Here is a 16,361-nt window from a genome sequence, read left to right on the forward strand (position 1 = left end):
CCACTGTGACGAACAAGTCACCGCAAACAGCCCACTTGTGAGCAACGGCACCCACCGGACGGCCCGAAGAGCCCGCGCACGCCCATACGTTGGAGAAATGTCCCCTCTAGCCGTGGTCAGCGAGGCGTACGGGCCGCGCTTCGCCGAATTCGCCTTCGAGCCCGCCTTCCTGGCCGCGGTCGACCAGCACGTCGCGGAGGTCCGTGATCGCCTGGCGGCCGGTTCGCCGTCGCTGCACCCGCCGGCGCCCGACGCCGAGGCCCTCGGCGACTACGCGCTGGGCTTCCTCGACGCGCTCACCGAGACCGGCTGGCTCGAGCCCGTGGGACACGACTACGCGGTGTGCCGCCTCACCGCCATCAGCTGGCTGGTGAAGCGGCACGACCTGCTCGACCTGGTGTAGCTGACTGCTACTGGTTGTCGAACCTCTCCCGCTCCTGAACGGGCTGATTGCTGAGCGCGTCCTCGCGCCCGGCCTGGTAGGCACCGGCACGGGTGCTGCCGACGCTGCCCTTCGCCTTGGCGGTCTCCTCCTCGGCCATGTTCAGCCAGCGCTCCCAGCGCTGCTTCATCGGCCCGATGAGCCCGCCGCCGACACCGACGATGAGGATGCCCGCGGCCGCGGCGAGCGCGGCGATCAGCACGGGCTGCGTGACGGTGGTGGCGATACCGGCCTGCCCGAGCGCCGCAATGGCACCCAGCACGACAATGCAGGCCCACACGATGGTGCCGACGGTCTTCCCGTACGAGACCGACGACAGCGCATTGGTGACGATGTCACGCACCACGTTGGCGACGGCCATGGCGACCACGATCAGGACGACCGCGACGATGCCGCGCGGCAGCCAGGCGACGATGCCGTTGATCATGTCGGAGACCGGGTTCGGCCCGAAGACGCCGAAGCCGAGCTGGAGCACGATCAGCATCAGGGCGACGTAGACGACCTTGCAGATGATCGCCGTGGTGTCGTACTTCGACCCTTCGAGCATCTTCGCCGAACCGGCCCGCTCGGCGAGCTTCTCCGACCCGATCTTGCGCAGGCCCCGGTCGAGCAGCTTGGTGATCATCTTGGCGATGAACCAGCCGATGACCATGACGACGATGAAGCCCAGCAGCTTCGGCACGAACTGGGCGACCTTCGACCACGCGTCGTTGAGCCCTTGAGTGAAGTTGACGGCGAGCGGAACGGTGCCGCCCGGAGAACTGAGATTCTGGATCATGAGTGGACCTCCACCCAGTGGGGCCGGACGCCGCAAGGCCGCGCCCGACGAGACGTGTCCCCCCTCGTTTTCCTGTGTCCCTCCGGCTTAACAGCCCCGCCGCCTCCCGGCCGCCCCACGTCCCCCATTGGCGTGACCCACCCCGCACCCCGATCCGCTACGCTGTTCTCGCGCCTTCGTAGCTCAGGGGATAGAGCACCGCTCTCCTAAAGCGGGTGTCGCAGGTTCGAATCCTGCCGGGGGCACCAGCCAAAAGGCCCCGGACCGATCTCGGTCCGGGGCCTTTGACATCTACAGCCGACATCAACGCGGACGGTCACTGACCACCGCGACGGGCCCTGAGCAGCCGATCCATGTGACTCATCACCTCACGTTGGGTGTCCTGGGTGACGTGCGCGTACACGCCATGGTGATGCTGATCTGGCGGGTCCCGAGGATCCCCATCCCGCTGCGGGTCGGACGTCGTACAGCGGGTGACGCCGATGCCGGCCGATTCGGACTGCGAGGGCCGAAGGCTGCGCAGGGAGGGCCCCTCCAAGGGGGATGGGTAGAAGTCGAGAGCCTCTTCCATAGTCCAGCGGCGCAGCTTCCGCGACGAACCAAGACGTCGCCGCCTCGATCTTCCGCTACAAACCCGCAGGCGGCGAGGAACGCACATCGGACGAGTCCACAGCCTTGGAGTGGCTTGACGCCCGACGAGGTCAGCGAGTACCTGTCCGAGGTCTACTCGCTCCGGCTCCTGGGTGCCCTCGACGGGTCGGGCCCGCACGTCCAAGCCATGACGGCAAGCGGCTGACGCCAGCGCGATAGAACTTTCCCTACTTCATCAAGACCGGCTGCGCTCCGCTCCGCCGGGCGCGCTCCCGGCTCCGCTGCCCTTCGCGCTCACGCCTTCGGCCCGCGCTACGGGCGCTACGCCGACGCGCGCCGATGTGGTTGGGGCGGGGCTGTGAAGCGGGCTACCGCACTTCTCAGCTCGTCTTCAAAGACGATGCCTCCGGCGGGGGATCGGCCGGCACCGGGAGCCGGGGGAAACGCTGCCGGGTGCGGATCCGTGGGTGGTTGCGAGTGCTCCCATCCCGTCCACCGTCGACCCAGGCAAAGCCGAGCAGACGCGCCCCACGGGGCAAAGTCGTTCGGGCAGTGGCCTACGGGACGGAAGCCAAGGTTCGGTGTGCTCAATGTCGCCGTTCGGTGCACTTGGCCGAGTGGAGCCAGCCATACTTTCCCGGACAACTAACCGGAGGCTTCCATGAATTGGTCAGCAGAACGCGCGTTCGAGTTCGAATCCCTGGTTCGCCAGATAATCGAGAACCTAGAACTTGGCCACATGGAGGAAACCCCTCTTCCGCGGGCCACAGGCCCTGATATCGAATTCTCAAGTTCCAATGTTCTGCACATTGTCGAATGCAAGATACCTGGCCCTCAGACAGACCGCCGAGTAAGAGAAATAATTCAGCAGCTTCATTTTTTTGATGAATCTTATATCGAGCAAGGCTGGACGACGAACTTGATCCTCGCCATACCGGATGTCGTGTCCACTTCCACGGCGTCGGCTTTGCACGAGGCGGGCATCACCGTCTGGGACGGGCCATGGGTTTCCCGTCAGGCGGACTTGGCGGGCTTGAGCAGCAAGGCCGCACAAGTCTTGGGTGAAGAATCCGAAGAGCCGCACAGCCCGGGTGACGAACGGGCGGCGGAGCAGCTGCTGAAAGATCAGGATGAGATCGAATCCTTGCTAGCGAGACTCGCCGAAATTCCTCCCGGCCCAAAATGGGCGGATTACCAAAATCTATGCCGGGAAATTTCTGCAGCCCTGTTCTCTCCACCCCTTTCGGCACCCCTGTGGGAACGAGGAAACTTCAGCAAAACCAATAGGCGCGATCTGATCCTACCGAATTACGCACTAGAAGGCCTGTGGGGGGATCTGCGAACCCGCTACCAGGCGGACTATGTGGTGATCGACGCGAAAAACTATTCCGGATCAATAAAAAAGGAGGAAGTTCTGCAGATAGCAAATTATCTGCAGAAAAACGGACTCGGCCTATTTGCCATGATTTTCACGCGCGTCGAGCCGAGCGAACAGCTAAACTATGTCTTACGTGAGCAGTGGATTCTGCATGACAAGATGATCGTCATTCTCACAGATTCGGATGTGCGGCAAATGCTCACGAATAAAAGAATGGGCGTGGATCCGGCAGAGGTAATCCGACAAAAAATCGAGGACTTCAGGGTCAGTCTTTAGCTGAGCCCGTCCGACACAGCATGCTCCGCGATCGGGGGCGAAGGGCGCCCAGGCGCTGCCAGCTCCGCTCCTCGGCGCATCATAAGCGCACCCGGGAGGTCGGACACACCTGCCATCAGCCAGTAGCCTGCGGCAGTCAGCCGTGGTGCACTTGGAGGCTTCGTGGAAGCTACTGCTCTCACCAGTCCCGACCGATTGTGGTCGGCGCAGCAGATCTTGATGCGCCCGAGCCCCAAACCAGCCGTAGCGGGGGTCTACGGGTGGCACTTCAAGCAGACACCCCACCATGACCTGGACGCTGGCCGTCTGCTCTACGTCGGCATAGCCCCGCGATACATGGCGAACAAGACCAGCTCGCAGAACCTGCGGAAGCGAGTGCGATACCACTACCGGGGCAATGCGGCCGGATCGACGCTGCGGCTCACACTCGGCTGCCTGCTCGGGCTTGAACTTCGCCGTGTGGGCAGCGGCAAGCGCATGACCTTCGGCAAGGCCGGGGAAACCACCCTCAGTCTGTGGATGGCAGAGAACGCGCGAGTGTGCTGGATCGAGCATGGCGAGCCGTGGGTACTGGAGTCGAAGCTCATCTCTGAACTTGACCTTCCGCTGAACCTGGACCAGAACCGCCACAACGCGTTCCACGGCCGCCTCAAGGACCTGAGGGCCGAAGCCCGCCAGCGGGCACGGGAGTTACCCATCAGCGCGTAGGTCGGCAGGTTGACATCTCCAGCTGACATCAACGGCGGCGAACGATGGCGCACCGAAGAGGCCTCAGCCGGAGCGGCGAGCCACCACCGAGCTCCATTTGAGCACGCCGCTCCGCGGGGAGATCGAACTCCTAAAGCGATATCGCAGTTTCGACTCCTGCCAGCGCTCAAGGCTGGCTCAGAGGAATGATCCTCTCGAACTGGTCCTTTGCTTGATCGCTGCCCGGTGGAATGCAAACACGCACAAGGGCAGCCGGGGCTGGACCGGTCCGGTTTCGTGCCAGACGCCATCGTGCTCTCGGCGTCGCTAGTGTGCAGGCATGACCGAGGTGGGGAAGGGCGGGAGACGGCCCAGGCAGCTGGCTCAGCTGGTCGATGTGTATGGGCTGTTGGACGAAGTGCGGCTGCGTCCGGGCATGTGGGTTCGTCGCGGTTCGTTGCTGGAGCTGGAATGCATGCTGTTTGGCTATGGGGTCGCCTTGGAGATTCACGGAGCCGAGGAAGACTTCGTCTTCCGGCAGCTGGGGCCCTTCTCCTCCTGGCTGTGGCCGCGGCTCGGCATGGCGCATGGGAGTCCGCTGGGCTGGGCGGCCGAGATCGAGCGGGCGGCAAAGGATGCCGACAGGCCGGCGCTCGAGCTGTTCTTCGACCTGCTGGATGAGTTCCGGGCCGATTCGTCACCCGGTGGTCGGTGACCGTTTGCCTCGCCGCACGCGGGTTCGCTGATCAGCGCTCGCCTGCCTGCCCCCGGTTCAGGAGATCCACGTCTGCCGGAACTCCTCGGCCGGGATGGGTTCCAGGCCGTCCTCTTCGGGGTGGAGAGACTGGTCCGTCAGGAAGCCGTGGTCGTCCTCCAGGTGGTCCCAGCTGTACCGGAAGAGATGGCCGTTCGGGGTGAGTTCGGCTTGCTTGACGGCGATCAGCTCGCCGTCGTCGGGCACGGCCTCGAAGTACCACAGGCCGCCGTCTTCGTCCGCGAAGCGGAAATGGTGCCTCACGGTGGCCGTCTCATCGAGAGATCGAAAATACGCCACGATCCCCGCTCTGATTCGCTCCTGGGAGGCCGGCTCGCCTTCGCTCGTCACGAGGCCACGCCGCCAATGCGCTGCCCGTGCAGCAAGAGAAGCGCGGCGACCGCGTTGGCCGAGCGGATGTCACCTCGGGCGACGAGGTCCGGGATCTTCTTCAGTGGCACCCATTCGCGGCGTGACGATTCGAAGTCGTCCAGGGGGATTTCACGTACCTGCTCGGCGGAGTCGGACCAGTACACGCGGTGGTGCGACGTCGAGATGCCCGGCATCGGGTCGACCGCCAGGAGCAGCCGCATGGGGCCGGGGCGCCACCCCGTCTCCTCCTCGAACTCGCGCGCTGCCGCTGCCGCCGGATCCTCACCCTCCCCGGTTCCGCCGGACGGCAGCTCGTATCCCCACGCGTCGGTGATGAAGCGGTGACGCCACAGGAGCAGCACCTCGTTGGCCTCATTGACCACCGTTGCGACGGCGACGGGGCGGAGGCGGATCACGGTGTGGTCGAGGTGCCGGCCGTCGGGGAGTTCGACGTCGGCCATGTTCACCTGCACCCACCGATTCTCGTACACGGTCCGCTCGCCGAGGTTCCGCCACACTGACACGCTGCCGCCTCTCGTCGGGTACGCCTCCCATCCGACCACAGGGTCTACAGCGGGATGCGGAGGGTGTCGTCCAGGCGGCCGACGACATCGCCGACCGTGTGGCTGCGCGTCGCCGCGAGGCTTCGCCTGACGCCGGCGAGCCGGTCGTACAACCGGTGCGATTCCATGCCTTGCACGGTGTCGAGCATCCGGCTCGCCGTTCCGGCCGCCCGGTCCACCTCACCGGTCCGTAGCTGGCAGTCGGCAAGGGTGGCCAGTCGATGGACCCGGCCGCGGGCGTGAGCCTGAATGTTGACCGCCGACTCCGCGTACCTGTGCGCCGGTCCCGTGTCGCCGAGGCGCATGAGGGTGTCGGCGAGGGCCGTCTCCAACAGACCCGGCTGCACATACCCGGTCTCGGCGGGCTCCTCCTCGGGCCGAATGAGCCCGGCAGCCGTCTCCGCCTGCTTCATCGCCCGATGCGCGCCCACGTGATCTCCCATACGGGCGAACGCCTTCGCCTGCATCGCGTGCAGATCGCAGGCGAGCGCCGGAGAGATCGCGTGCCCGGCCGTCCTGAGCCCGGCTTCGGCGAAGGCCACTGCCTGCCGGTACTCGCCGAGATAGAGCGCGTGATTCACGAGGAGCGCGACCACGTACCCGCCGAACGCGCGGTCTCCCGACGCCTTCGCGAGGCGCAACGCCTGGTGGTAGTAACGCTGGGCGAGCCCCTGCGCGTTCGAGTCGTAGGCACAGATCCCGGCGACGGCGACCAGCCCGCCCACCGCTCGATGCAGTTCACGTCCGGTGCTGTCGGTGTACGTGCCCCGCATGAGGGGTGCGGTGTCGTGGACCAGGAATCGCAGTACGCGGCCACGCGTCGCCACGCCGCCAGCCTTGCGGTACATCTGCTCGTAATGGTTACGGGCGGTCCGCAGTTGCTCGACGTCGGGAGGCCCGACGCGAATGGTGCCGCGGCTGGACACATCGATGTCGTCCGGCGGGTTCTCCCACTCCCACACCGGGCCGACCGCGGGGAGCCCGGTTATCACCGGCGCCTGTTGCAGGTCCTCCCGTTGTTGGTGGTCACCGCGCCAGAGAGCGGTGGCCCTGCCGATGAACCCGCCGAGCGGTGTGCCGGCGGGCAGCGCGGACGCCTTCCCCATGCCGATGTCGTCCAGCGTCAGACGTCGGCCGATGTGCGCGCCGAGGACGTCGGCGATCAGGTCGGGCACACGTCCCCGTGGGTGTTGGCCCCGCAGCCATCGGATGACGGAGCTGTGGTCGTACTTCATACGCAGTCCCTTGGCCGCCCCGGCCTGATTGACGCGCGCGGCCAGGCCCTTGCGGGACATGCCCGACTCGTCGAGCAGCGCGTCGAGCAGGGTGTTGGGTTCCATGGTGTGTGTCCCCCGGATCACTCAGTGGGGCAAGCGTAGGGAGATCCGGTTCGCACAGTGTGTGAAGTCTCCAATGCGGCACGGCAGTTGCGCACACTCCCGCGGCTCCCGGCCAGGGCGAACGATACGAGCATGGAACGCCTCACCTCGTCGTCAGTTCCGCCGACCGAGTCGGACGCCGGCAGACGGATCCTCGACTGGCTCGCCCGCGCGTGTGCCGACCCTGCCACCGCCCACACCGAGTGGCACGCTCGTGCGGTCGCGCTTCTGCCCACGGGTCGGCGCTTCGCGGCCGCACGCATCCCCGCTCAGGTTGTGCATGCTGCCGTGAGCGCCGACGCCGATCTCCCTCGCACCTCCGCCGCCCTGGCCTCGCTCTTGGACGGTCCCGTCATCCATGACCACGGCGGCAGGTTGTTCTACGCACTCGTGCCGTGCACGGCATCCCGTGGCTGGACCGAAAACTCGGGCGCGGTGCTGCTCGGCCGGGACAGCTATCTCGGGGTCCCGCACATCGGCAGGCGCCGTCCCCCTGGCACCTACTGGGCCGTGGCGCCTCGTGGAGCCGGTGACCTGTGCGCGGTTGGCGCGGTCTCCGAACTCGTGACAACCGGCAGGATGCGGCTGTCTGCCGCATGACCGTGCCACCACCGCCCGTACGTGATCTGTCCGTCGAGCAGTACGCGGGCCGCGCCTGCTGCTGGTGCGGCGCCCGGCTCCTGCACGGTGCCGTCAGCGCGGGAATCGCGCGCGGTCGCGTCGGGGCGCACGTCCTCGACGCAGAGGTCTACGCGTGCCCGCTGTGCGCGCCCGAGCGTGCAGCCCCAAGTCGCTTACCCGATACCGGCGACCCCGAACGAGAGCCTCGGCCCGGCCGGGCCGACCGTCCAACGACATGGAGGCCAGTGTGACCACCCCGCGAAACCCGGGCCCCGACCCGGGCCCGACGCCGCAACCGCCCCACACCGGGCCTGTCCCCGTGATGGCTCGCCTGCTCGTCTCCGACCCGACGTTCATGAGCTGCCGCAGTACCGTCCTGGACGCCAACCCAGGCATGCTCGCCGACATGGCCGGTCGCATCGTCGAGGAAGCGATCAAGTTCGTCGCCGCGTGCGCGAAGAACCCGGGATCCGGGCTCGCGCCGTCCCGCATCGTCGACGAGGGGTGGCACGCGCTGCTCCTGCACAGCGCTCCGTACGCGGACATGTGCGCACGACTCGGCGGCTTCGTGCACCACTACCCCGGCTACGACCCCACGCACCACGACCCGCCCCGGAGTGCACGATCCGGCCCATGCCCTACCCGCAACCACCCCTACTCTGACGACGGAGGTGCCACATGAACGAATGGATCGACCCCCGGTACGCGGCTCTCGTCGCCGCATGGAAGCGCTCGCAGCAGCCGGAGTCACGGGACCCGGCCCCGAAACCCGTTCGCGGCTTCGTGACCCCCGGGAAGCGCTGAAGGAACCGTCGGCGGGCAAGCGCGCCGCACCACACGCGAACCGGCCGAGCACATAGCCTCAGAAGTTGCTCAAGGCTTTCCGCTGCACGTACCGCGAAGCCACATGGTCTGTCACCGTCGTCCCACGGCGCCACGGGGCTGCACATCCGTAGACCCCGGAGCCGGTCGACAGGGGGGGGCACATGTTCGCAGTGTCGGGGCTGGGCGAGGTCTTTTCCGTGCTCGTGGCGGTTACCACCGTCGTCGGGCTTGGCGTGCTCGCATATCGGCGGTTCGGGGCGCGGAAGCGGTAACGGGGGCCAGGCGTGGCGGGGGATGACAGCCAGGCCGTCATCCCCCGCCACAGTCCGTCGGTCAACACCCCACCGTCGCCCCGGAACCCCCCGCCCCGTTTATTCGCTGTTTAGCGCGGACTCGCACAGTGGGGTGCTCAAGAGGCCGAGGAGACGAGCGGCCGGGACTGCGACGGAAACGGGTGACCTCATGAGCAAGACGCTGCACATCAAGACGCTCAAGTGTGTCGAGCAGGAGGACTGGACGATCGACGACAGGATCGTGATCTACGTGAACGGCCGGCCCACCAACGGGGCCGCGTTCGACGACGGTCAGACGCGCTTCATGGACACCAAGGTGGACTTCAAGCAGGAGGCCGTCGTCAAGCTCGTGGAGATCGACGACGCCGATGCCGACGACGTCCTGGGTGTGCACACGATCCGCAGCGGTTCCGGCGTCCTGGAGTTCACGCGCGACGATGCGCACTATGAGATGTCCTACGAGGTCGTAGGGGGCTGAATCGGTAGCGCCGGGGCCGCCGCCGGCGGCCCCGGCGCCCGCTCACGACCTCTGTCGCAGCGCCCCCACCCCCCGCAACACCCGATCCGCCCTCTCCCGCAGCTCCGGATGTGCCAGGACCGTGTTGCGGAGGCCGCGGACGGGGCGGCGCCAGAGGCGGTGGGCGGTGGCGGCGGGGTGGGGGCGGGTCGCGAAGCCCTCGGCGACGCGGAGTTCGCGGGTCTTGAGCCAGTCCTTGTACTCCTTCTCGCCGCGGCCCCAGTCCATCAGGCGGATGCCCTGGCGCCCCGCCGCCTCGACCATGCGCAGGTGCATGAGGAGGCCGGGCGAGTAGTAGGAGAACTCGGGGTCGTACGCGGTGAACCACGCCGCGAAGACCGTCCGGGACGTGGGGCCGAAGTGGGCCGCGACCGGGCGGTCGCCCGCGTAGACGACCGAGAGGACGCCGGTGAAGTGGTCCTCGCGGACCTGGTAGAGGTGGTCGACCAGCTGCACGATCCACGGGCGTGCGAAACGGTCCATGCGGCCGGTGCGGCGGTACTGGGCCGACTTCCAGCGCATCAGCCGGCGCAGCACCGCCGGGTCCCGCTCGTCGTAGACGAAGCGCATCTCCCCGACGTTGCGGGTCAGGCGGCGTTCCTTCTTGAGCGTCGTCTTGGCCTGGCCGGGGTACGTCGCCCGCAGCCACTCCGCGTACGACTCGTGGCCGCCGTCCTTGAGGTCGAGGACCGGGGAGGCGAAGGTCCCGGTGACGTAGCGGCTGAAGGGCTTCTGCTCCTCCACGAGGTGGTCGAACTCGAAGACCGACAGGCCGCAGGCGCGCAGGAGTTGGCGGGTGTCCCAGGTGACGCCCGGCCGATGGACGAGCGCCTGGCAGTCGGAGAGGCCCATGCCGATGGCGCGGCCGATTCCCGCGGGGCCCTTCTCGTACGGGAGGAAGCCGACGGGTTCACCGCCCTCGCGGAGGACCGCGACGTGCGCACGGCCCTTGAAACGGGCGACGCCCGCCGCGAACTCCGGTGACAGGAACGGATTCTGGTAGTCCGGCGCGTGCTCCATCGTCTCGTGCCAGGCCGACCGCAGGGACGCGCTGAGCTCGTCGGCTCTGTACGTCGTGATGTTCACCGTCGGTTCGACCGCCCCTCGCCGCGGGCGCGCGGACCACCGGTACCCGGATACGTGCGTCGATACGTGAGCATGGCGCTCATGGGCCCCCCTCTTCCCCCATGGGGCTCAAAGGTCGCGAAACAGTACGCACGCTGTCAAGAGTGCTTCGGGACCTACGAGTTGATCCTCACGTGGACGTGCATGTCGTGCCAGCCGTCGGTGTGCAGCGCCGAGCTGCGCCGGGTGCCCTCCAGCGGGTAGCCGGACTTGACCGCCACCCGGCAGGAGGCCTCGTTGCGGGTGGAGTGCAGCAGGTCGAGGCGGTGGAAGCCGGTGTCGGCGGCCCAGTCGGTGAGCGCGGCGACGGCCCGCGGGGCGACGCCGGCGCCGCGGGCCTCCGGCAGCACCCAGTAGGCGATCTCCCCGCAGCCGTCGAGGCCGTTGATGTCCTTCAGCGCGATCCGGCCGAGCGGCGCGCCGTCGGCGGTCCGCGTCACGAGCCACTGGCCGGACGTCTCGCGCCGCCAGTTCTCCCGCGCCGCCGCCACCCAGGCCCGCGCCTCCTCGTCGGTGCGCATGGTGCGCGCGTGCCAGTAGCGGATGTCGGGGTCGCTGAACGCGGTGCGGACCGTCGTCGCGTCCGCCAACTCGAGGGGGCGGAGGGCGAGTTCTCCGTCCGTCGAGCGGAGGGTGGGCTGGGGTGCGGACGACAGGGTGCCCGGCGGGATCACGGGTTCTATCTCGAACGGCATGATCCGCATCATGGCCGGGCCCCGCCGCCCGCGCACCCGGATTCCGGGCCCCGGCACCGAGTGGAGGGTCAGTCCCGGGTGCGGACCGGCGCCGTCTCCGGCAGCCGCCACACGCACAGCGCGCTGGCGAGACCGGCGAGCGCCATGTATCCGGCGAGGTACCAGGGCCGGTCCCCGCCCGCGTCGACCAGGAGCGTCGCCACGAAGGGCGAGGTGCCCGCGAAGATCACGCCGTTGATCTCCCGGACGAAGACGAGCCCGCTGTAGCGGACCTCGGTCGGCAGCGACTCGGCGTAGAACGTGCCGGTGACCGCGAAGATCGAGTTCAGCATCAGGGCGAAGGCGATGGTGATCGCGAGGTAGATCAGCCACGGCTCGCGCGTGTCCACCAGCCAGAAGAACGGGTACGCGAAGAGCGTGATCGCGACCGCGCCGCCGATCATCACCGGCTTGCGCCCGACCCGGTCGGAGAGCGCGCCCGCCAGCGGGATGGTGAGGATCGAGACGGCGGACGCGATGGTGATGCCGAGGACCGACGTGCCGGAGGACAGGCCGAGCTGGTTGGTGAGGTAGCTGGGCAGATAGCCCTGGATCGCGTACGAGGCGATGGCGGTGGCGCAGCCGGAGCCGATGAGCAGGGCGATCGCCTTGGGGCGGGCCTTGATCGCGGCAAGCACGGGGAGCTTCTCGCGCTTCCCGCTGTCGCGGGCCTCCTCGAACTGCTCGGTCTCGGGCGCCGCGTTGCGGATGAGCAGCGCGATGACGACGACGAGCGCGCTGGCCAGGAACGGGATGCGCCAGCCCCAGCTGAGGAAGTCGTCCTCGGGCAGCGTCGAGACAGCGGCGACCGCGCCGGAGGCGATGACGACGCCGATGAACTCGCCCGCGCCGGGCAGCGAGCCGTAGAACCCGCGCTTGTCCTCCTGCGCGGCCTCCGTCGACATGACGTACGCGCCGCCCAGCTCGGCGCCGACGCCGAAGCCCTGCATCATCCGGCACAGCACGAGCAGGACCGGGGCCCAGATGCCGATCGAGTGGTACGTGGGCAGGAAGCCGATGGCGAGCGTGCCGACGCCCATGAGGACCACGGTGAGGATCAGGACGGGCCGGCGTCCGATGCGGTCGCCGAGGTGGGCCAGGACGAGACCGCCGATGGGGCGCACGGCGAAGCCGAGGCCGAAGGTCGCGAACGAGGCGAGGGTCGCGGCGAACGGCGAGACGTCCGGGAAGAAGACCTTGTTGAAGACCAGCGCGGCCGAGGCGCCGAAGAGGAAGAAGTCGTACCACTCCAGGATCGAGCCGACGACGCTCGCGGCGGCGGTGCGGCGCTGCCGGGTGCGGGCGCTCATCGCCGCCCCTGGTGCGGACTCCTTGCGGGTGGATGCGCTCGTCGTCGGGCTCATCTCACTCCCTTTCACACTGATTCAGGACGGTTCACGACCCCCGTGTTGCAACATATGCACGCCTGTTGCGCAAGGGCTGCTAATGTTCTTCACGGCCCCAGCGGGATGTCAATGGAGGGACGGCGAATGTCCGGTAAGGCGATCTGCATCGGCGAGACGATGGCGCAGGTCACCCCGGCCGACGGCCTGGGTATCGAGCACAGCCGCGAACTGCGGCTCGCGGTCGCCGGCGCCGAGTCGACCGTGGCCCAGTACCTCGCCGACCTCGGGCACGAGTCGGCCTGGGTGAGCCGGGTCGGGGACGATCCGTTCGGCCGCCGGATCATCGCCGCGGTCGCCTCGCGCGGCGTGGACGTCGCCGGTGTGCTCGCCGATCCGGCCGCGCCCACCGGCGTGTACTTCAAGGACCCGGGGCCCGACGGCACGCGTGTGCACTACTACCGGGCGGGCTCGGCCGCGTCCCGGATGACCGCGGCCGACGCGGACCGCGTGGACCTGACCGGCGTACGGCTGCTGCACCTCACCGGGATCACCCCGGCCCTCTCGGACGGCTGCGCCGAGCTCGTGGACGCCCTGCTGCGGCGGGCGGCGGAGAGCGGGACGCTCGTGTCGTTCGACGTCAACCACCGGCCCGCGCTGTGGAGTTCACGCGACAAGGCGGCGGAAACGCTGCTCGCGCTCGCCCGCCGCGCCGACGTCGTGCTCGTCGGGCGCGACGAGGCCGAGGCGCTGTGGGGCACCGCCACCGCCGAGGACGTACGCGACCACCTCGCGCCGCACGGAACGCTCGTCGTCAAGGACGGGGACGTCGGCGCCACCGAATTCACCGCCGCCGGGAGCGAGTTCGTGGCGGCGCCCGCCGTCGACGTCGTCGAGGCCGTCGGCGCGGGGGACGCCTTCGCGGCCGGGTATCTGGGCGGCCTGCTCGACGGGTCCGCGCCCGCCGAGCGGCTCGCGCTCGGGCACCGGCTCGCCGGGCGGACCCTGCGCAGCATCGAGGACTACGTGCCCGCCACCGGCCCCGACACGGCCGATGCGACCGGCGAAGGACACTGATCCCATGTCTCAGACCGTCCGTCGCGCCATCGACATCCTCGAGTTCATCGCCCGCCGCCCGCGCTCCCAGACCGAGGTCGGCGAGCACCTGGGCGTGCACCGCTCCACCGCCCTGCGCATCCTGGAGTCCCTCAACGAGGGCGGCCTCGCGCGCCGCCTCCCCGACGGCCGGTACGCGGTCGGTCACCGACTCGCGGGCCTCGCCCACCTCGCCCTGGAGCAGTTCGGGCTCAAGGACGTCGCGGGCGAGCACCTGCGGCTGCTCGGCGAGCGCTGCGGGCACACCGTGCACCTCGCCGCCCTGGAGGGCGAGCGGATCGTCTACGTCGACAAGGTGGACCCCGTCGACGGCGTGCGCCTCTACTCGCAGATCGGCCGCCCGGTCACCCTGCACACCGCGGGCGTCGCCAAGGCGATCCTCGCGTACGTGCCCCGGGAGCGGGCCGACGAACTGCTCGCGGAGTGCGACTTCGCGCCGCACACCACCACGACGATCACCGACCCCGACGCCTACCGCAAGGCCCTCGCCGAGACCAGGACCCGCGGCTGGGCCGTCGACGACGGCGAGTACGAGGACTTCGTGAACTGCGTCGCCGTCCCCGTGCGGGACAGCAGCGGCGAGGTCGTCGCCGCCGTGTCCGTCACCGCGCTCAAGGCCAGGGCCGACCTGGGCGCGCTCGAGTCCGACGTGCTGCCCGACCTCATGACCACCGCCGACACGATCTCCAAGGAGCTGGGATGGCGTCCGTAACGTTTGATGAGCTGTTCGCCGGGGTGCCCGTCATGGCGATCCTGCGCGGCATGCCCGCCGACAGGTCCGTCGAACTCGCCGTACGGGCCTGGGACCTGGGCATCGAGTGCGTCGAGGTTCCCGTGCAGACCGAGGAGGCGGCGCGGGTGCTCGGCGCGGTCGTCGCGGCGGGCGCCGAGCGCGGCAAGCCGGTCGGCGCCGGCACGGTCACCACGGCCGAGCGGCTCGGGTGGGCGGTGGACGCGGGCGCCGCGTTCACGGTGGCGCCCGGGTTGGACGTGGAGGTGGCGCGGGCGAGCGTCGCGGCGGGGCTTCCGCATCTGCCGGGTGTCGCCACGGCCACGGACGTGCAGGCCGCGCGGGCGATCGGGCTGACCTGGCTGAAGGCGTTCCCGGCGAGCGTGCTCGGGGTGGACTGGTTCCGGGCGATGCGGGGGCCGTTCCCGGAGGTGCCGTTCGTCGCGACGGGCGGCATGGACGCGGGGAACGCTGCCGCTTATCTGGCGGGTGGGGCGTCGGTGGTCGCCGTTGGTTCGGCGTTGGAGGATGAGGCCCAATTGCCTTTGCTGGCCGAACTGTTGCGGTCACCCGTGTGAGCGTCACGGGGCTCTGCCCCGGGCCCCGCGCCTCAATCGCCGGCGGGGCTTGATGTACCGAACCGTGCTCAGCCATATCGAAGGACATGCCATGAAGATCACCTCGCTCACCACCTACCTCGTCGCTCCCCGCTGGCTCTTCCTCAAGGTGGAGACCGATGAAGGGATCACGGGCTGGGGGGAGCCCGTCGTCGAGGGGCGGGCGCACACCGTGGCCGCCGCCGTCGACGAGTTGAGCGACTACCTCGTCGGGAAGGACCCGCTGCGCATCGAGGACCACTGGCAGGTCATGACGAAGGGCGGGTTCTACCGGGGCGGGCCCGTTCTGTCGTCCGCCGTGTCCGGCATCGACCAGGCCCTGTGGGACATCAAGGGCAAGTTCCACGGCGTCCCGGTGCACGACCTGCTGGGCGGCGCCGTCCGCGACCGGATGCGGATGTACTCGTGGATCGGTGGCGACGACCCGAGCGAGGCCGCCGAGCACGCCGCGCAGCGGCTCGAGCAGGGCTACCGGGCCGTGAAGATGAACGTCGGCGGGCGCATGCGGCTCCTGGAGACGTCCCGCGAGATCGACGCGGTCGTCGAGCGCGTGGCCTCCGTGCGGGACGTCCTCGGCCCGGACGGCGGTGTCGCGGTCGATTTCCACGGGCGTACGTCCCCCGCGCTCGCCAAGCAGTTGGCGCGGGCCCTGGAACCGCTGCGGCCGATGTTCATCGAGGAGCCGCTGCTGCCGGAGCTCACGGCGCAGTACGGCGAGTTCACGGCGTCGACGTCCCTGCCGGTCGCCACGGGTGAACGGCTGTACTCCCGCTGGGACTTCGACCCGGTGCTGCGGTCCGGGATCGCGCTCGCACAGCCCGATCTTTCGCACGCGGGCGGCATCTCCGAGACGCGGCGGATCGCGGCGCAGGCCGAGGTGCACGGGGTGGGGCTCGCGCCGCACTGCCCGCTCGGGCCGATCGCGCTCGCGGCGTGCCTCCAGGTCGACTTCGCGTCGCCGAACGCGTTCATCCAGGAGACCAGCCTCGGCATCCACTACAACGTGGGCTCCGACCTCGGCGACTACCTCGTCGACACGTCCGTCTTCGACTTCGACTCCACGGACGGGCACATGGCGCGGCTCACCGCGCCGGGGCTCGGCATCGAGGTGGACGAGCAGGCCGTGATCAAGGCGGCGGAGTCCGGCCACCGCTGGCACAACCCGGTGTGGCGCCACGCGGACGGCTCTTTCGCCGAATGGTGATCACGCCCACGGGGCT

At 68.9% G+C, this 16,361-nt stretch carries 18 protein-coding genes and 1 tRNA gene; 12 read left to right on the forward strand and 7 right to left on the reverse strand.

Annotated features, from left to right (window positions below; all coding sequences use genetic code 11):
* Positions 1-97 precede the first annotated feature (97 nt).
* Positions 98-403 (forward strand): DUF6401 family natural product biosynthesis protein, encoded by a 306-nt coding sequence (locus ACTWJ8_RS18050; protein WP_356384045.1) that lies wholly within the window; start codon positions 98-100, stop codon positions 401-403.
* A 7-nt stretch (positions 404-410) separates the two neighbouring features.
* Here the strand turns inward: ACTWJ8_RS18050 and ACTWJ8_RS18055 are convergent, their stop codons facing one another.
* Positions 411-1,220, reverse strand: a complete 810-nt coding sequence (locus ACTWJ8_RS18055; protein WP_356384042.1) for a mechanosensitive ion channel family protein — start codon at positions 1,218-1,220, stop codon at positions 411-413.
* Between the two features lie 172 nt (positions 1,221-1,392).
* Between ACTWJ8_RS18055 and ACTWJ8_RS18060 the strand changes: the two genes are divergently transcribed.
* From ACTWJ8_RS18060 to ACTWJ8_RS18075, 4 genes are all read left to right on the forward strand, one after another.
* A tRNA-Arg gene (locus tag ACTWJ8_RS18060) sits at positions 1,393-1,468 on the forward strand.
* A gap of 1,004 nt (positions 1,469-2,472) precedes the next feature.
* On the forward strand, positions 2,473-3,465 hold the full coding sequence (locus ACTWJ8_RS18065) for a hypothetical protein (RefSeq protein ID WP_443264508.1): 993 nt from the start codon (positions 2,473-2,475) through the stop codon (positions 3,463-3,465).
* A gap of 219 nt (positions 3,466-3,684) precedes the next feature.
* Positions 3,685-4,173 (forward strand): GIY-YIG nuclease family protein, encoded by a 489-nt coding sequence (locus tag ACTWJ8_RS18070; protein ID WP_443264931.1) that lies wholly within the window; start codon positions 3,685-3,687, stop codon positions 4,171-4,173.
* A gap of 319 nt (positions 4,174-4,492) precedes the next feature.
* A complete protein-coding gene (locus ACTWJ8_RS18075; protein ID WP_443264509.1) occupies positions 4,493-4,867 on the forward strand; it encodes a hypothetical protein in 375 nt (124 codons plus the stop codon).
* A gap of 57 nt (positions 4,868-4,924) precedes the next feature.
* Here the strand turns inward: ACTWJ8_RS18075 and ACTWJ8_RS18080 are convergent, their stop codons facing one another.
* The 3 genes from ACTWJ8_RS18080 to ACTWJ8_RS18090 all read right to left on the reverse strand — a co-directional run bounded on the left by ACTWJ8_RS18080 (position 4,925) and on the right by ACTWJ8_RS18090 (position 7,181).
* On the reverse strand, positions 4,925-5,170 hold the full coding sequence (locus tag ACTWJ8_RS18080; RefSeq protein ID WP_443264511.1) for a hypothetical protein: 246 nt from the start codon (positions 5,168-5,170) through the stop codon (positions 4,925-4,927).
* 83 nt (positions 5,171-5,253) lie between these two features.
* Positions 5,254-5,802, reverse strand: coding sequence for an NUDIX domain-containing protein (locus ACTWJ8_RS18085; protein ID WP_443264513.1), 549 nt, complete (start codon positions 5,800-5,802; stop codon positions 5,254-5,256).
* Between the two features lie 44 nt (positions 5,803-5,846).
* Entirely contained in the window at positions 5,847-7,181 is a 1,335-nt protein-coding gene (locus ACTWJ8_RS18090) for a transcriptional regulator (RefSeq protein WP_443264515.1), read from the reverse strand.
* A gap of 132 nt (positions 7,182-7,313) precedes the next feature.
* Between ACTWJ8_RS18090 and ACTWJ8_RS18095 the strand changes: the two genes are divergently transcribed.
* The 3 genes from ACTWJ8_RS18095 (at position 7,314) to ACTWJ8_RS18105 (ending at position 9,437) form a co-directional block, all read left to right on the forward strand.
* Complete coding sequence (locus ACTWJ8_RS18095) at positions 7,314-7,820, forward strand: hypothetical protein (protein WP_443264516.1); 507 nt, start codon at positions 7,314-7,316, stop codon at positions 7,818-7,820.
* A gap of 268 nt (positions 7,821-8,088) precedes the next feature.
* Positions 8,089-8,523 (forward strand): hypothetical protein, encoded by a 435-nt coding sequence (locus ACTWJ8_RS18100; protein WP_443264518.1) that lies wholly within the window; start codon positions 8,089-8,091, stop codon positions 8,521-8,523.
* 605 nt (positions 8,524-9,128) lie between these two features.
* On the forward strand, positions 9,129-9,437 hold the full coding sequence (locus ACTWJ8_RS18105) for a hypothetical protein (protein WP_443264519.1): 309 nt from the start codon (positions 9,129-9,131) through the stop codon (positions 9,435-9,437).
* Between the two features lie 42 nt (positions 9,438-9,479).
* Here the strand turns inward: ACTWJ8_RS18105 and ACTWJ8_RS18110 are convergent, their stop codons facing one another.
* The 3 genes from ACTWJ8_RS18110 to ACTWJ8_RS18120 all read right to left on the reverse strand — a co-directional run bounded on the left by ACTWJ8_RS18110 (position 9,480) and on the right by ACTWJ8_RS18120 (position 12,699).
* Complete coding sequence (locus ACTWJ8_RS18110; RefSeq protein WP_356384030.1) at positions 9,480-10,562, reverse strand: GNAT family N-acetyltransferase; 1,083 nt, start codon at positions 10,560-10,562, stop codon at positions 9,480-9,482.
* A gap of 155 nt (positions 10,563-10,717) precedes the next feature.
* Positions 10,718-11,296, reverse strand: coding sequence for a GNAT family N-acetyltransferase (locus ACTWJ8_RS18115; RefSeq protein WP_443264521.1), 579 nt, complete (start codon positions 11,294-11,296; stop codon positions 10,718-10,720).
* Positions 11,297-11,364: 68 nt separating this feature from the next.
* Positions 11,365-12,699 carry an MFS transporter gene (locus tag ACTWJ8_RS18120; RefSeq protein WP_443264522.1) on the reverse strand — a complete coding sequence of 445 codons (1,335 nt, stop codon included), beginning with the start codon at positions 12,697-12,699 and terminating at the stop codon, positions 11,365-11,367.
* A 126-nt stretch (positions 12,700-12,825) separates the two neighbouring features.
* Here ACTWJ8_RS18120 and ACTWJ8_RS18125 point away from each other — a divergent pair, with 126 nt between their 5' ends.
* The 4 genes from ACTWJ8_RS18125 to dgoD all read left to right on the forward strand — a co-directional run bounded on the left by ACTWJ8_RS18125 (position 12,826) and on the right by dgoD (position 16,345).
* Positions 12,826-13,755, forward strand: coding sequence for a sugar kinase (locus ACTWJ8_RS18125; RefSeq protein WP_443264523.1), 930 nt, complete (start codon positions 12,826-12,828; stop codon positions 13,753-13,755).
* A 4-nt stretch (positions 13,756-13,759) separates the two neighbouring features.
* Entirely contained in the window at positions 13,760-14,506 is a 747-nt protein-coding gene (locus ACTWJ8_RS18130; RefSeq protein ID WP_443264524.1) for an IclR family transcriptional regulator, read from the forward strand.
* Positions 14,494-15,102: a bifunctional 4-hydroxy-2-oxoglutarate aldolase/2-dehydro-3-deoxy-phosphogluconate aldolase gene (locus tag ACTWJ8_RS18135; protein ID WP_356384016.1), complete on the forward strand. Its 609-nt coding sequence runs from the start codon at positions 14,494-14,496 to the stop codon at positions 15,100-15,102. The genes ACTWJ8_RS18130 and ACTWJ8_RS18135 overlap by 13 nt, the downstream gene beginning before the upstream one ends.
* A 91-nt stretch (positions 15,103-15,193) precedes the next feature.
* Positions 15,194-16,345 carry a galactonate dehydratase gene (dgoD, locus tag ACTWJ8_RS18140; protein ID WP_443264525.1) on the forward strand — a complete coding sequence of 384 codons (1,152 nt, stop codon included), beginning with the start codon at positions 15,194-15,196 and terminating at the stop codon, positions 16,343-16,345.
* The last annotated feature ends 16 nt before the right edge of the window (positions 16,346-16,361 follow it).

This window comes from Streptomyces sp. SDT5-1 (assembly GCF_052245995.1).
Taxonomy (GTDB): Bacteria; Actinomycetota; Actinomycetes; order Streptomycetales; family Streptomycetaceae; genus Streptomyces.

Coding starts and splice junctions, on each gene's coding strand:
- ACTWJ8_RS18050 (WP_356384045.1), top strand. CDS start 98: ATGTCCCCTCTAGCCGTGGTCAGCGAGGCGTACGGGCCGCGCTTCGCC.
- ACTWJ8_RS18055 (WP_356384042.1), bottom strand. CDS start 1,220: ATGATCCAGAATCTCAGTTCTCCGGGCGGCACCGTTCCGCTCGCCGTC.
- ACTWJ8_RS18065 (WP_443264508.1), top strand. CDS start 2,473: ATGAATTGGTCAGCAGAACGCGCGTTCGAGTTCGAATCCCTGGTTCGC.
- ACTWJ8_RS18070 (WP_443264931.1), top strand. CDS start 3,685: ATGCGCCCGAGCCCCAAACCAGCCGTAGCGGGGGTCTACGGGTGGCAC.
- ACTWJ8_RS18075 (WP_443264509.1), top strand. CDS start 4,493: ATGACCGAGGTGGGGAAGGGCGGGAGACGGCCCAGGCAGCTGGCTCAG.
- ACTWJ8_RS18090 (WP_443264515.1), bottom strand. CDS start 7,181: ATGGAACCCAACACCCTGCTCGACGCGCTGCTCGACGAGTCGGGCATG.
- ACTWJ8_RS18095 (WP_443264516.1), top strand. CDS start 7,314: ATGGAACGCCTCACCTCGTCGTCAGTTCCGCCGACCGAGTCGGACGCC.
- ACTWJ8_RS18105 (WP_443264519.1), top strand. CDS start 9,129: ATGAGCAAGACGCTGCACATCAAGACGCTCAAGTGTGTCGAGCAGGAG.
- ACTWJ8_RS18115 (WP_443264521.1), bottom strand. CDS start 11,296: ATGCCGTTCGAGATAGAACCCGTGATCCCGCCGGGCACCCTGTCGTCC.
- ACTWJ8_RS18120 (WP_443264522.1), bottom strand. CDS start 12,699: ATGAGCCCGACGACGAGCGCATCCACCCGCAAGGAGTCCGCACCAGGG.
- ACTWJ8_RS18125 (WP_443264523.1), top strand. CDS start 12,826: ATGTCCGGTAAGGCGATCTGCATCGGCGAGACGATGGCGCAGGTCACC.
- ACTWJ8_RS18130 (WP_443264524.1), top strand. CDS start 13,760: ATGTCTCAGACCGTCCGTCGCGCCATCGACATCCTCGAGTTCATCGCC.
- ACTWJ8_RS18135 (WP_356384016.1), top strand. CDS start 14,494: ATGGCGTCCGTAACGTTTGATGAGCTGTTCGCCGGGGTGCCCGTCATG.
- dgoD (WP_443264525.1), top strand. CDS start 15,194: ATGAAGATCACCTCGCTCACCACCTACCTCGTCGCTCCCCGCTGGCTC.